Source organism: Curtobacterium sp. MCBD17_035 (genome assembly GCF_003234815.2).
In the GTDB taxonomy this organism is placed as follows: domain Bacteria; phylum Actinomycetota; class Actinomycetes; order Actinomycetales; family Microbacteriaceae; genus Curtobacterium.
The window spans coordinates 2574053-2587932 of the sequence record NZ_CP126279.1 but is presented as its reverse complement, the minus strand read 5'-3'; the positions used below and the strand labels follow the sequence as shown (position 1 = coordinate 2587932).

Below are 13880 nucleotides of genomic sequence, written 5' to 3'. Positions count from 1 at the left end.
CCGCACATCGTCAACACCAACCACGCGGTCGCCTCGTGCGGCCGGGAAAGGACCGGACGTCGATGAGCACGAGCACGCCCGCCTCCGCGACTGCCACCCGGACCACGGTCGGTGCGCCGATCGTCGAGGTCACCGACCTCGACGTCGACTTCGCCGTCGACGACTACTGGACCCCCGCGGTCAAGCACCTCAGCTACGAGATCCGCTCGGGGGAGGTCCTGGCGCTCGTCGGCGAGTCCGGTTCGGGCAAGTCGGTCAGCTCCATGTCCATCCTGGGGCTGCTGCCCAGGAACGCCCGCGTCAACGGCTCGGTCCGCTTCCAGGGCACCGAACTGCTCGGGCTCCGTCCGGCGCAGATGCGGGACTACCGGGGCAAGGAGATCGCGGTGATCTTCCAGGAGCCGATGACCGCGCTGAACCCCGTGTTCACGGTGGGCTCGCAGATCGTCGAGACGCTGCGGATCCACTACGGGATCTCGCCGAACGAGGCACGCGACCGCGCGATCGAGCTCCTCGCCATGGTCGAGATGCCCGACCCGCAGAAGGCGTTCGACTCGTACCCGCACCAGCTCTCCGGCGGTCAGCGTCAGCGGGCGATGATCGCGCAGTCGATCTCGTGCGATCCGAAGCTCCTCATCGCCGACGAGCCCACGACCGCGCTCGACGTGACGGTGCAGGCCGAGATCCTCGACCTGATCCGTGACCTCGCGGGCAAGCTCGGCAGCGCGGTCCTGCTCATCACGCACGACATGGGCGTCGTCGCCGACCTGGCGGACCGCATCGTCGTCATGCGTCAGGGGGAGGCCGTCGAGACCGGCACGGTCGCCACGGTCTTCGCGGACCCCCGCCACGAGTACACCCGGACGCTGCTCGACGCCGTGCCGCGGCTCGGGCAGGCCGGTGGCGAGGCCATCGACGTGACCGAGACGCTCGAACACGTCGTCGAGTCGGACGAGCCGGTCGCCGTCGTGCACCCCGTGCACCACGACGTGCCCGAGGTCGGCAAGCCGGTCCTCGCGTTCGACGACGTCGTGATCGAGTACCCGGGCCGCGGGCGCGTCAAGGCGTTCCGTGCGGTGGACCACGTCGACCTCACGGTGCACGAGGGCGAGGTCGTCGGTCTCGTGGGCGAGTCCGGCTCGGGCAAGACGACGCTCGGTCGCGCGGCGATCGGGCTGCTGCCGATCACCTCGGGCCGTCTCGACGTCACGGGCGTGGACCTGTCGAAGTCCACGCGGTCGCTCGTCCGTCAGGTGCACAAGAACGCCGGCATCGTGTTCCAGGACCCGGCGTCGTCGCTCAACCCGCGGATGACCATCGGGCAGTCGATCGGTGAGCCGCTGCTGCTCGCGAAGGGCATCAAGGGCGGCGCGCTCAACCGCGAGGTCGAGTCCCTGCTCGACAGCGTCCGGCTGCCGCGCGCCTACGCGACCCGCTTCCCGCACGAGCTGTCGGGTGGGCAGAAGCAGCGCATCGGCATCGCCCGGGCACTGGCGCTGAAGCCCGCACTCCTCATCGCCGACGAACCGACGAGCGCGCTCGACGTGTCCGTGCAGGCGACCGTCCTCGAGCTCCTCAAGGACCTGCAGCGCGAGTTCCGCTTCGCGTGCCTGTTCATCACGCACGACCTCGCCGTCATCGACGTGCTGGCGGACCGGATCGCGGTGATGCACCACGGCAAGCTCGCGGAGTTCGGCACGCGTGACCAGATCCTGCGTGACCCGCAGGACCCGTACACGCAGCGCCTCATCGCCGCCGTCCCGCTGCCGGACCCGGAGGTCCAGCGCGAGCGTCGCGAGCTGCGCCGGGCGATCCTGGCGGCCGGCGCGGACGCCTGACGGGAGGCCCTGGTCGGGCCTTCCCGGCCGGTTCCGGTGGCGCACCGGGCCGGACCGGGAGGCCCGGTTCCGGTGGCGCACCGGGCCGGACCGGGAGGCCCGGCTCCGATGTGCGCGCCGGGCCGGACCGGGAGGCCCGGTTCAGATGCGCGCGCCAGCCATCGACCCGAGCAGGCCGAGCGCGATGAGCGCCACCACGCTCCAGCCGTGCACGCGGTGCTCGATCCGAGCGGGCGTGACCTCGGCGGGCGGCGGGCCCTCCAGGGGCGCCGGGGACGGGACGAAGGCCCGGAGGCGGTCCGCCGCCTCGGCGACGGTGAGGGTGGTCTCCGCGGCCTGCGCCGGGCCTCCCGGTCCGAGCGGTGCGACGGGGGTCAGGCGGAGACGCGCGGTGGGCCGCGGGGCGATCCACGTGCGGCGGTCACCCTCGCTCGTGACGACCTCCAGGCCGAACCGTGATCGGACCTCGAGCACACGGCCCCACGCGATCCGCGTCGTGCGACGGACGTCGACGACCACGACGCCGTCGGCGGTCGCGAGCACGCGGGGACGCCAGAGAGCGGTCCAGGCGAACCACGCCGTGAACGCGGACGGGGCGGGGACGAGCAGCAGTGCGCGGGGGCCGTCGGTGATGAGCCCGATGGGCACGAGGGCGACGGCGACGATCCAGAGGGCGACGGCGAAGCGGCGCATCGCGGGCGCGACGAGCCGGAACGGGACGGGGTCGTCGTGCGGCACGCTCACGCTCCCATGGTCGCAGACACGAGTGGCCGCTGCACCGGCGATGACGTACCCGTCGTCATCGCCGGTGCTGCGCCGGACGCTCCCGGACGACCTACCCGTGGTCGTCGTGGGAACGGAGCCGACAGCTGCGGTTCCTGCCGTACCCGTCGGCGGGGGCCGCAGCGGTCTGCGGATTCCTCCTTGCAGTGCTGCGTGTTGCGGTGGAGCATGCGGTGCGGGTCCCTGAGTGGGGAGAGGTCTCCCCGGGGACATTCTGCCGAGCGGGCGTGACACGCACCGCGAACCGGAGAAAGACCCGATTCCCCGGGGAGACAGTCCTGAAGGAGGTTGACTCTCCGATACCAATTAACGGGTACCCCCCGTTCGGGTGTCAAGCCCCCCGGTCGAAGACGTCATCCCGGGCGCGCCGTGTCCAGTGGAACACCGCGCGTCGGCGATGCCGCCCCGGCGGAGCGGTGGGCGCCGGAACGGGGGTCGCGGGTTCCGGTCCTGGCCCTCAGGCGACGAGCGCCTCGACGTGCTCGCGGATGGTCGAGGCCTTCGGGAACCGCATGCCGACGAGGCCGACGTGGCGCCACCGCACGACCCCGTCCGGGCCGATCACGAACACCGAGCGCCGGACACCGACGCCCGGGGCTCGAACACCGTACGCACGGACGACCTCGCCCGCGGTGTCGGCGAGCAGCGGGAACGACAGCGAAGCCCCGCGGGCGAACGACTCGTGCGAGTCGAGTCCCTGGCGACTGACCCCCCAGACGATGGCCCCGAGCTCCAGGAACTCGTCGAGCTCGCGCTCGTAGCTGCACATCTGCGCCGTGCACACGGGCGTCGCGTCCCCGGGTAGAAGGCGAGCACGACGGTCCGGCCGATCTGCGCGCGCAGCGAGTAGGCGTCGTCGGTCCGCTCTCCGCGGCGCAGGAGCGTGCCGGGGAGGGTGAAGTCGGGAGCCAGCTCGCCGACGCCGGGGATCGCCATGCCTCCACGGTAGGCGTCCTCGGACGCTCACTGGACCGCTGACCTGTGAAACCCCCTCGATCTGGGGGCCGTCGCCGGTGTCTCGGCCGATCCGATGCGCGGTCGGTGGGCGCCGAACCGATCGACGGAGCGGTCAGTGCGCACCGAAGAGGTGTGGGAACGCCGACGCGACGTACGGGTAGCCGACGAACACCGCGGCGTCGAGCAGGCAGTGCGTGATCACGAGCGGCAGGAGCCGCCCCCACCGCGTGTACACCCAGCCGAACACGATGCCCATCACGGCGTTGCCGACGAACGCGCCGAAGCCCTGGTACAGGTGGTAGCTGCCGCGGAGGACCGCCGTCGACGTGATCACCGTCCAGCGGCCCCACCCGAGCCGGCCGAGGCGCTCGTACAGGTAACCGACGACGATCACCTCCTCTTGCAGGCCGGAGCGGATCGCCGACAGCAGGAGCACCGGGACCGTCCACCAGTACGTGCCGAGCGCGGTGGGCACGACGTCGACCGTGATGCCGAGCGCCCGTCCGGCGAAGTACAGGCCGAGCCCCGGGACGCCGATGAGCAGGGCCAGACCTGCGGCGCCCCCGAGGTCCGCACGCGGGCGGAAGCGGTCGATCCCCAGCCGCGCCAGGTGTGGTCGCGCGCTCCGCCAGAGCAGGAACGCGACGAGCGCGACCGGCGCCAGGTCCACGGCGACGCCGATGAGCTGGTCGAGCAGGTCGAAGAGCGAGCGGTCGTCCTGCGACGTGTTCAGCGTCGTCGTCTGCGACGCCAGCGCCGTGGTCTTCGTCAGGTCGTCGACGATCTCGACGATCGAGTACACGGCGCTCGCCCCGAGTGACAGGGCGAGGACGATGACGACCTCGGCGGCGAGCCGGCCGCGGGACGTCGGCGGAGCGGTGTTCGCGGTGGGCGTGTCGACGTCCTCGTCCAAGGTCCCTCCGGGTCGTCCGCGCCCGGTAGACTCGGACGCCGGGCATTCTGCCCGATCCTCTCCCTCACGCTCTAAGGAAGTCCTGTATGGCGCTCGCCACCCGGTCCGACCTGCGCAACGTCGCCATCGTGGCACACGTCGATCACGGCAAGACCACCCTGGTCGATGCCATGCTCACGCAGACCAACTCGTTCGACGCCCACTTCGAGGGCGAGGACCGGATGATGGACTCGAACGACCTCGAGCGCGAGAAGGGCATCACCATCCTCGCGAAGAACACCTCGGTGCTCTACAACGGGATCCACGCGGCCGAGTTCAACGACGGCGGACGCATCACGATCAACGTGATCGACACCCCGGGCCACGCCGACTTCGGTGGCGAGGTCGAGCGCGGCCTCTCGATGGTCGACGGCGTCGTCCTGCTCGTGGACGCGTCCGAGGGCCCGCTGCCCCAGACGCGCTTCGTGCTCCGCAAGGCGCTCGCGGCGAAGCTCCCCGTGATCCTGCTGGTCAACAAGACGGACCGTCCCGACTCGCGCATCGACGAGGTCGTCGCCGAGTCCCAGGACCTCCTGCTCGGGCTGGCGTCGGACCTCTCGGACGAGGTCGACGACCTCGACCTCGACGCCATCCTCGACGTCCCGGTCGTCTACGCGTCCGGCCGGAACGGTGCCGCGAGCCGCAACAAGCCCGCCGACGGCACCCTGCCCGACAACGACGACCTCGAGCCGCTGTTCGAGGCGATCCTCCAGCACGTCCCGGCGCCGACGTTCGACGACACCCACCCGCTGCAGGCGCACGTCACGAACCTCGACGCCTCGCCGTTCCTCGGTCGTCTCGCGCTGCTCCGCATCTTCCACGGCACCATGAAGAAGGGGCAGACCGTCGCGTGGGTCAAGCACGACGGCTCGGTCGTGAACGCCCGCATCACGGAGCTCCTCATCACGAAGGCGCTCGACCGGTTCCCCGCCGAGTCGGCCGGCCCGGGTGACATCGTCGCCGTCGCCGGGTTCGACACCATCACCATCGGCGAGACCCTGACCGACCCCGAGGACGTCCGCCCGCTGCCGACCATCACGGTCGACGATCCCGCGATCTCCATGACGATCGGCACGAACACGAGCCCGCTCGTCGGGAAGGTCAAGGGGCACAAGCTCACCGCGCGCATGGTCAAGGACCGCCTCGACCGCGAGCTCGTCGGCAACGTCTCGCTCCGGGTCGTCGACATCGGCCGTCCCGACGCGTGGGAGGTCCAGGGCCGCGGCGAGCTCGCCCTGGCGATCCTCGTCGAGCAGATGCGGCGCGAGGGCTACGAGCTCACGGTCGGCAAGCCGCAGGTCGTCACCCGGCGTGACGAGAACGGCAAGCTCCAGGAGCCGTACGAGCACATGACGATCGACACGCCCGAGGAGTACCTCGGCGCGATCACGCAGCTCATGGCCGCGCGCAAGGGTCGCATGGAGAACATGACGAACCACGGCACGGGCTGGGTGCGCATGGAGTTCATCGTCCCGTCGCGTGGGCTCATCGGCTTCCGCACCGCCTTCCTCACCGAGACCCGCGGCACGGGCATCGCGAACGCGATCTCGCACGGGTACGGCGAGTGGGCCGGCCCCATCCAGACGCGCGTCAACGGCTCGATCGTCTCCGACCGCGCCGGCGTCGTGACCCCGTTCGCGATCACGAACCTCCAGGAGCGGATGACGTTCTTCGTCAACCCGACCGAGGAGGTCTACGAGGGCATGGTCATCGGCGAGAACTCGCGCGCCGACGACATGGACGTCAACATCACCAAGGAGAAGAAGCTCACGAACATGCGGTCGTCCACGGCCGACACGTTCGAGTCGATGACGCCGTCCCGGCAGCTCTCGCTCGAGGAGTGCCTCGAGTTCGCGCGCGAGGACGAGTGCGTCGAGGTCACCCCCGACGCCGTCCGGATCCGCAAGGTCGAGCTCGACGCCCAGTCCCGGGCCCGGGCCACGGCGCGCCTCAAGCGCCAGGACGCCTGAGCCGCGGTCCCTCCGCACACGACGACGCCCGTCGGTCCCTCCGGAGCCGGCGGGCGTCGTCGTTCCCGGACGAGATGCCCGTCGCGTCGACGGCAGCCGGTTACGGTTGTCGGGTGACGACGCTCCCGCTGTTCGACATCTACCGCGACCTGCACGCGCACCCCGAGCTCGCGTTCGCCGAGCACCGGACCGCCGGTGTCGTCGCGGACCATCTCCGATCGCTCGGCCTCGAACCGACCACGGGGGTCGGTGGCACGGGCGTGGTCGCGGTCCTCGAGAACGCTGCCGGCCCGGTGGTGTGGCTCCGCGCCGACATGGACGGCCTGCCGGTCGAGGAGCGAACGGGCCTGGCGTACGCGAGCGTCCACACCGCCGTCGACGAGGACGGCTCCGAGACCCGCACGATGCACGCGTGCGGTCACGACCTGCACATGACCTGGCTGCTCGGTGCGCTCGAGCGACTCATCGCGACGCGGGACTCGTGGGCGGGGACCGTCGTCGCGGTGTTCCAGCCGGCCGAGGAGGTCATCGGCGGTGCCCGCGCGATGGTCGACGACGACCTGGTCGGTCGCGTCCCCCGCCCCGACGTCGTGCTCGGGCAGCACACCGCGCCCGAGCCGGTCGGACGGGTGACGGTCGGGTCTGGGCCGGTGATGGCCGCGAGCGACCGGTTCACGATCACGTTCCGCGGCCGGGGCGGCCACGGCTCCGCGCCGCAGACGACCCGTGACCCGGTGGTCGCCGCCGCGTCGGCGGTCGTCCGGCTGCAGTCGGTCGTCGCCCGGGAGGTCGGTCCCCGGCAGGCCGCGGTCGTCACCGTCGGCAGCATCCACGGTGGCACCCGCGCCAACATCATCCCCGACGAGGTGACGATCGAGGTGAGCACGCGTGCCCAGACCGACGACACCCGGCACCAGGTCGAGCAGGCGGTGCGCCGGATCGTCGCGGCGGAATCGGCGGCGGGCGGCCTCGAGGAGCCACTCGTCCGGGTGCGGCCGGGGGCGAACGTCCTCGTGAACGACGCCGACGCCGCCGGGCGCGTGCTGGCCGCCCTCGAGGGGGTCGTGCCGTCGCTCGTGGCCGGTGACTCGGTGCTCGGCATGGCGAGCGAGGACGTCGGCGACCTCGCGACGGCGGCCGAGGCCCCCATCGTGTACTGGTTCACGGGCACGACGGACCCGGCGCTGTTCGCCGACGGCGCCGAGGTCCCGACGAACCACTCGCCGTTCTTCGCCCCGCTCGCCGAGGCGTCGATCCCGGTCGGGGTGGACGCCTTCGTCGCGGCGACCCGGGCCTGGCTCGCCTGATGTCGCGCACGCCGCGTTCCGGTCGGGCGCATCGCCGTGCGGCGCGACCGCGGGTCGTGCCGACGGCCGCGGTCCTGGCGGTCCTCGCCGTCGGGCTGACGGGTTGCGCCGGGATCACCGACCACGTCTCGGGGGTCGGGACGGCGGTCGCGTCGTCGGTGGCGTCGGGCGTCCGGTCGGGCCTCCAGGGCGTCACGGGCGGTTCGATCCAGCGCGGGATGCGGCAGGTGGCCGGCGGCATCGACGGCGCGCTCGACGCCGCCCTGCGGGGCGCGGCGGTGACGACCGACGGTGCGGTCCCCGCCGGGTTCCCGACCCACGCCGTCCCGCTCGTCGACGGCACGGTCCTCGGCGGGGGGAGCGGACCCGCCGGGTCGGGCTGGGTGGTGCAGGTCCGCGTCGCCTCGGTCGCGGAGTTCACGACGGCACACGCTCGGCTCACCGCGGACGGCTTCGCGGACGGTGCCGTGCGGAGCGACGCCCGCAGCGCATTCGGCCTCTTCCGGAGCGACCGGTACCGCGTGGTGCTCGCCTTCTCGACCGGCCACGACGGCGTGACCGCGACGTACATCGTCACCCCGCGCTGACCGCCGTCCGGCGGCGCTCCACCACCGAGCCGATCCCAGCCGATCCCGTACCCTGGGTGGCGATGTCCACGCCCACCCCGGCGACGCGCCCCGAGCGTGTCCTGTTCGTCCACGCCCACCCCGACGACGAGACGTTGGCGACCGGGGGCACGATCGCGACCCTGGTCGAACTCGGTGCCGACGTGACGGTGCTCACCGCGACACGGGGTGAACGCGGCGAGATGCTCACGCCGGCGCTCGCGCCGCTCTTCGGCGACGCGCCCCGGGTCGCCGCGCACCGCGAGACCGAGATCGCGGCCGCGCTCGCCGCGCTCGGCGGGCCTCGGCACCTGTGGCTCGGCGGCCCCGGCGCCCGTCCCACGGACCTGCCGCCGCGTCGGTACAGCGACTCCGGCATGCGGTGGGCCGCGGACGGGCGGGCGACGGCCGCCGAGGACGCGCCGGCCGACTCGCTCACCGCGGCGGACCTGGGGGAGGTCGTCGACGACGTCCGCGCGGCGATCCGCTCGACGGGTGCCGATGCCGTGGTCAGCTACGCGGACGACGGCGGGTACGGACACCCGGACCACGTGCGGGTGCATGCGGCTGCCCGGTACGCCGCCCGTGCCGAGGACGTCCCGTTCTCGACCATCGTCGACGCCGACAGCGGTCAGGCCGACCTCGTCGTCGACGTGCTGCCGGTGCGCCCCCGGGTGCGTGCCGCGCTCGAGCAGTACCGGAGCCAGCTCACGGTCGATCCCCTCGACCCCGAGCAGCCCGAGCGCCTGACGTACGTCATGCCGCACGGCGCCCGGCTCGAGGCGCCCGCGCGCGAGGGCTTCCGGCACGACGCGCCACCCGCAGCGCCGGCGGCGCAGTCGTTCGCCGAGCACGGCCGGGGGGTGCAGTCACTGCTCGTCGTCGCCGCGCTCGCAGCGGGGGCCGTGGTCGGCGGCCTCGGCACGATCACCCACCAGCAGACCCTGGGGAGCCTCCCGGTCGGCATGGTGATCACGACGCTGCTCGTCGCGTGCCTGCTGCTCGGCGTCCGGCTCGTCTTCCGCTCCCGGTGGATGGTGACGGCGGCGGCGCTCGGGGTCCTGCTCGTCACCCAGGTGCTCGTGGCGGTCGGCGGGACGAGTTCGCCGCTCGTCCTCGCGAACACGGCCGGGTACGTGTGGACGTTCGGGCCGGCCGTGATCGCGATGCTCGTGCTCGCGTGGCCGTCGTTGCCCCCTCGCGGCGTTCCGCCGGCGGGCACGGTCCCCGCCGACGGCCGAGAGCGCGGTCCGGCCGCCGTCGACGCCATGGCCGACGGCGGGGACGCCCACCCGCCCGGAGTAGACTCGACGCTGCCGCCTCGAAGGGACACCGAAGAACCGTGACGTACGTGATCGCCCAGCCCTGTGTGGACGTCAAGGACCGCGCCTGCATCGACGAGTGCCCGGTCGACTGCATCTACGAGGGCGACCGCTCGCTCTACATCCACCCCGACGAGTGCGTCGACTGCGGTGCGTGTGAGCCGGTGTGCCCGGTGGAGGCCATCTACTACGAGGACGACCTCCCCGAGGAGTGGGCGGACTACTACAAGGCGAACGTCGAGTTCTTCCAGGAGATCGGGTCGCCGGGCGGCGCCGCCAAGGTCGGTGTGATCCACCAGGACCACCCGGTCGTGCTCGCCGAGCCGCCGCGGGGCTGACCCGTGCCGCTCGACCTGCCGGACTTCCCCTGGGACCAGCTCGCCGCCGCGAAGGATCGCGCGGGCGGCCACCCGGACGGCATCGTCGACCTAAGCGTCGGGTCGCCCGTGGACCCGACGCCCGAGCTCGTCCGTCGCGCTCTGGCCGACGCCACGGACGCCCATGCCTACCCGCAGGTGGCCGGGACCCCCGCGCTGCGCGAGTCCATCGTCGCCTGGTACGGCCGACGTCAGGGGATCACCCTGACGACGGACGAGGTCCTGCCGACGATCGGGTCGAAGGAGTTCATCGCCGGACTCGCGCTGTGGCTCGGCATCGGCCCCGGTGACACGGTCGTGTTCCCCGAGGCCGCCTACCCGACCTACGAGCTCGGCGCGGCCCTCGTCGGCGCCGAGGCGTTGGCCGCCGACGACCCCGCGTCCTGGCCGGCGTCGACGAAGCTCGTCTGGCTCAACTCGCCGGGCAACCCCGACGGCCGCGTGCTGTCGATCGAGGAGCTCCGGGTCGCGGTCGAGCGAGCCCGTGCCCTCGGCGCGGTCATCGCGGGCGACGAGTGCTACGCGGAGCTCGGGTGGGAGCCGCCGTACGACGACACCCCGACGCCGAGCATCCTCGACCCCCGCGTGGTCGGTGACACGCACGACGGCGTGCTCAGCGTGTACTCGCTGAGTAAGCAGTCGAACCTCGCCGGCTACCGCGCCGGCTTCGTGGCGGGTGACGCGCGGGTGCTGGCCGAGGTCCTGGCCGTCCGCAAGCACACCGGCATGATGCCCCCGGCGCCGGTGCAGCAGGCGATGATCGTCGCGCTCGCCGACGACGCCCACGTCCGCGAGCAGAAGGCGCGGTACGCGGGACGGCGCGACCGCCTGGCGTCGGCACTCGTGGCGGCGGGCTACCGGATCGACCGCAGCGAGGCCGGGCTGTACCTCTGGGCGACGCGCGGCGAGGACGCCTGGACCACGGTCGCGGCGCTCGCGGAACTCGGGATCCTCGTCGCACCGGGCACGTTCTACGGCAGTGCTGGTGGTTCGCACGTGCGCATCGCCCTCACCTCGACCGACGAGCGCATCGATGCCGCGGTCGTGCGGTTGCGGTCGTCCGGGACCGGTCCGGTCGCCGACCACGCGGCGGAGTCGCCGGTTCCGCGCTGACGGGCGCCGGGCCTCCCGTGCGCGTGCGCCACGGTCGTCGGTTTAGGCTGTCGTCGTGACTGACACTGCCAATGACGCTCAGAAGGCGGCCACACTGCCCCCGACCGGCACCCCGGACGAGGCGGCACCCACCGCGGTCCTCCACTACCCGGGAGGCACCGCCGAGTTCCCGATCCTGCGCAGCACGGACGGTGCGTCGGCCATCGACATCGCGACGTTGACGAAGCAGACCGGCTTCACGACGCTCGACTACGGCTTCGTGAACACGAGCGCGACGAAGAGCTCGATCACCTACATCGACGGCGAGCAGGGGATCCTCCGGTACCGCGGGTACCCGATCGAGCAGATCGCGGCGAACTGCACGTACCTCGAGGTCGCTTGGCTCCTCATCTACGGCGAGCTCCCCACGGCGGACGAACTCGCGGCGTTCGACGACCGCATCCGGCGGCACACGCTGCTGCACGAGGACCTCCGGCGGCTCTTCGACGCCCTGCCGCACTCGGCGCACCCGATGTCCGTCCTGTCGAGCGCGGTGAGCGCGCTGTCGACCTACTACGAGGACGACATGGACGTCGACGACCCCGAGAAGGTCGAGCTGCAGACCGTCCGCCTGCTCGCCAAGCTCCCCGTGATCGCGGCCTACGCGCACAAGAAGAGCATCGGGCAGGCGTTCCTGTACCCGGACAACCAGCTGAGCTTCGTCGACAACTTCCTGCGGCTCAACTTCGGCACGATGGCCGAGCCGTTCGAGGTCAACCCGGTCCTGTCGAAGGCGCTCGAGCGGCTCCTCATCCTGCACGAGGACCACGAGCAGAACGCGTCGACGTCCACCGTGCGACTCGTCGGCTCGACGAAGGCGAACATGTTCGCGTCGATCTCGGCGGGCATCAACGCCCTCTACGGTCCGCTGCATGGTGGTGCGAACGAGGCCGTGCTCGAGATGCTCGCGAAGATCCGTGACTCGGGCGAGCCGGTGTCGCGGTTCGTCGAGCGTGTGAAGAACAAGGAACACGGCGTCAAGCTCATGGGCTTCGGGCACCGGGTCTACAAGAACTACGACCCCCGGGCCAAGCTCGTCAAGGAGTCCGCCCACGAGGTCCTCGAGGCACTCGGGGTGCAGGACGACCTGCTCGACATCGCCATGGAGCTCGAGGGCATCGCGCTCGCGGACGAGTACTTCGTGTCGCGGAAGCTGTACCCGAACGTCGACTTCTACACGGGCGTCATCTACAAGGCGATGGGGTTCTCGCCGCGGATGTTCACCGTGCTGTTCGCGATCGGCCGGCTGCCCGGGTGGATCGCCCAGTGGCGCGAGCTCAACACCGACCCGCAGAACAAGATCGGTCGGCCGCAGCAGCTGTACCTCGGCCACGCCGAGCGCGACCTGCCGCCCCGCGGCTGACCCCCGCGGCTGATCCCCGCGGCTGCCCCCGCGGCTGTTCCCGTACGGAACGGGAGCGGACCGGCCGGCCCGGCGCCGGCCGGACCGGCCGCCCGTCAGGCGTGCAGCGCCGCGTTGAGCTGGATGCCCGTGCCGGACCGGGGCAGGGCCTCCACGGCGCCGGTCCGCGAGTTGCGGCGGAACAGCACGTTCGGCGCGCCGGACAGCTCGACGGCCTTCACGGTCCGGGGGGTGCCGTCGGGGGCGGGGGCCGCGCCGACGAGCGTGACCTTCGTGCCCGCCGTGACGTACAGGCCCGCCTCGACGACGGAGTCGTCCCCGAGCGAGATCCCGAGCCCTGCGTTCGCGCCGAGGAGCGCGCGGTCCCCGATGCGCACGCGCTGGGTGCCGCCGCCGGAGAGCGTCCCCATGATGGAGGCGCCACCACCGATGTCGCTGCCGTGCCCCACCACGACGCCCTGCGAGATGCGGCCCTCGACCATGGCGTCGCCGAGGGTGCCCGCGTTGAAGTTGACGAAGCCCTCGTGCATGACGGTCGTGCCCGGGGCCAGGTGCGCGCCGAGCCGGACGCGTGCGGCGTCCGCGATGCGGACGCGGTCGGGCACGACGTAGTCGAGGAGCCGGGGGAACTTGTCGATCGCGTGGGCGACGATCCCGGCCCGCTGCAGTGCCGGTCGGAGTCGCGGGAAGTCGTCGGCGGCGACCGGACCCGCGTTCGTCCAGACCACGGTCGGCAGGTGCGCGAACACGCCGTCGAGCGCGATCGTGTTCGGCCGCACGAGCAGGTGGCTGAGCAGGTGGAGCCGGAGGTACGCATCCGGGGTCGAGGCGGGCGCGGCGTCGAGGGTGATCTCGACGGTCGTCACCGTGAGCCGGACGGCGCGGCGCGGGTCGTCGCCGGCGGCCTCGGTGAGGTCGGCGGGAACGGCACCGTCCGTGCCCTCGGGCCGTCGGCCGAGCCGCGGCGCCGGGAACCACGTGTCGAGGACCGTGCCGTCCGCGGCGATCGTCGCGAGACCGTGCCCCCACGCGTGTGTCGGCACCCGGTCGTCGCCGACGGCGTCCGGGTCACGCTGCTGGGCGTCGGTGCTGCTGCTCGATTCGGTCACGGGCACCAGGGTAGCGGCGCCCCTCCGTCCGTCCGCGGACCGTCCGGACGGGAGGCCCGGCCCCCCTCGGCCGCTCGTCCTGCGTGTCCGGGCGGGCGGTCGCGGGCCTCCCGGTCGGGTGCCGGGGCGGCCCCGCTAGGCTGCC

Annotated in this window: 12 protein-coding genes; 8 read left to right on the top strand and 4 right to left on the bottom strand. The window is 72.4% G+C overall.

The genetic code is table 11. From position 1 onward, the window contains the following. Positions 1-62 precede the first annotated feature (62 nt). On the top strand, positions 63-1838 hold the full coding sequence (locus DEI93_RS12175; RefSeq protein WP_111010864.1) for an ABC transporter ATP-binding protein: 1776 nt from the start codon (positions 63-65) through the stop codon (positions 1836-1838). Between the two features lie 141 nt (positions 1839-1979). On the opposite strand, the gene DEI93_RS12170 is transcribed toward DEI93_RS12175, so the two are convergent. From DEI93_RS12170 to DEI93_RS12160, 3 genes are all read right to left on the bottom strand, one after another. Continuing rightward, the gene (locus DEI93_RS12170) at positions 1980-2582 is read right to left on the bottom strand and encodes a hypothetical protein (RefSeq protein WP_111120284.1); all 603 of its coding nucleotides are present in this window, start codon (positions 2580-2582) and stop codon (positions 1980-1982) included. 496 nt (positions 2583-3078) lie between these two features. Further along, complete coding sequence (locus DEI93_RS12165) at positions 3079-3405, bottom strand: peroxiredoxin (RefSeq protein ID WP_220037904.1); 327 nt, start codon at positions 3403-3405, stop codon at positions 3079-3081. A gap of 285 nt (positions 3406-3690) precedes the next feature. Next, positions 3691-4491 carry a CPBP family intramembrane glutamic endopeptidase gene (locus DEI93_RS12160; protein ID WP_111010861.1) on the bottom strand — a complete coding sequence of 267 codons (801 nt, stop codon included), beginning with the start codon at positions 4489-4491 and terminating at the stop codon, positions 3691-3693. Between the two features lie 86 nt (positions 4492-4577). Between DEI93_RS12160 and typA the strand changes: the two genes are divergently transcribed. From typA to DEI93_RS12125, 7 genes are all read left to right on the top strand, one after another. Continuing rightward, positions 4578-6500 (top strand): translational GTPase TypA, encoded by a 1923-nt coding sequence (gene typA / locus DEI93_RS12155; protein ID WP_111010860.1) that lies wholly within the window; start codon positions 4578-4580, stop codon positions 6498-6500. A gap of 113 nt (positions 6501-6613) precedes the next feature. Beyond that, a complete protein-coding gene (locus DEI93_RS12150; protein WP_258372304.1) occupies positions 6614-7807 on the top strand; it encodes an amidohydrolase in 1194 nt (397 codons plus the stop codon). Further along, positions 7807-8394, top strand: coding sequence for a hypothetical protein (locus DEI93_RS12145; RefSeq protein WP_111013647.1), 588 nt, complete (start codon positions 7807-7809; stop codon positions 8392-8394). Before DEI93_RS12150 ends, DEI93_RS12145 begins: the two co-directional genes overlap by 1 nt. Positions 8395-8456: 62 nt before the next feature. Then, on the top strand, positions 8457-9758 hold the full coding sequence (locus tag DEI93_RS12140; protein ID WP_111120286.1) for a PIG-L family deacetylase: 1302 nt from the start codon (positions 8457-8459) through the stop codon (positions 9756-9758). Beyond that, positions 9755-10072: a ferredoxin gene (gene fdxA, locus DEI93_RS12135; protein ID WP_111010856.1), complete on the top strand. Its 318-nt coding sequence runs from the start codon at positions 9755-9757 to the stop codon at positions 10070-10072. Before DEI93_RS12140 ends, fdxA begins: the two co-directional genes overlap by 4 nt. A gap of 3 nt (positions 10073-10075) precedes the next feature. Continuing rightward, a complete protein-coding gene (dapC, locus tag DEI93_RS12130; RefSeq protein WP_111120287.1) occupies positions 10076-11224 on the top strand; it encodes a succinyldiaminopimelate transaminase in 1149 nt (382 codons plus the stop codon). Positions 11225-11396: 172 nt separating this feature from the next. Continuing rightward, complete coding sequence (locus tag DEI93_RS12125) at positions 11397-12626, top strand: citrate synthase (protein WP_258368678.1); 1230 nt, start codon at positions 11397-11399, stop codon at positions 12624-12626. Between the two features lie 95 nt (positions 12627-12721). On the opposite strand, the gene dapD is transcribed toward DEI93_RS12125, so the two are convergent. Continuing rightward, positions 12722-13669, bottom strand: coding sequence for a 2,3,4,5-tetrahydropyridine-2,6-dicarboxylate N-succinyltransferase (dapD, locus tag DEI93_RS12120; RefSeq protein ID WP_258372308.1), 948 nt, complete (start codon positions 13667-13669; stop codon positions 12722-12724). Between the last annotated feature and the right edge of the window lie 211 nt (positions 13670-13880).

Bases quoted from the DNA above. Each gene is read 5' to 3' on its own strand.
- DEI93_RS12175 (WP_111010864.1), top strand. From the start codon at position 63: ATGAGCACGAGCACGCCCGCCTCCGCGACTGCCACCCGGACCACGGTC.
- typA (WP_111010860.1), top strand. From the start codon at position 4,578: ATGGCGCTCGCCACCCGGTCCGACCTGCGCAACGTCGCCATCGTGGCA.
- DEI93_RS12145 (WP_111013647.1), top strand. From the start codon at position 7,807: ATGTCGCGCACGCCGCGTTCCGGTCGGGCGCATCGCCGTGCGGCGCGA.
- DEI93_RS12140 (WP_111120286.1), top strand. From the start codon at position 8,457: ATGTCCACGCCCACCCCGGCGACGCGCCCCGAGCGTGTCCTGTTCGTC.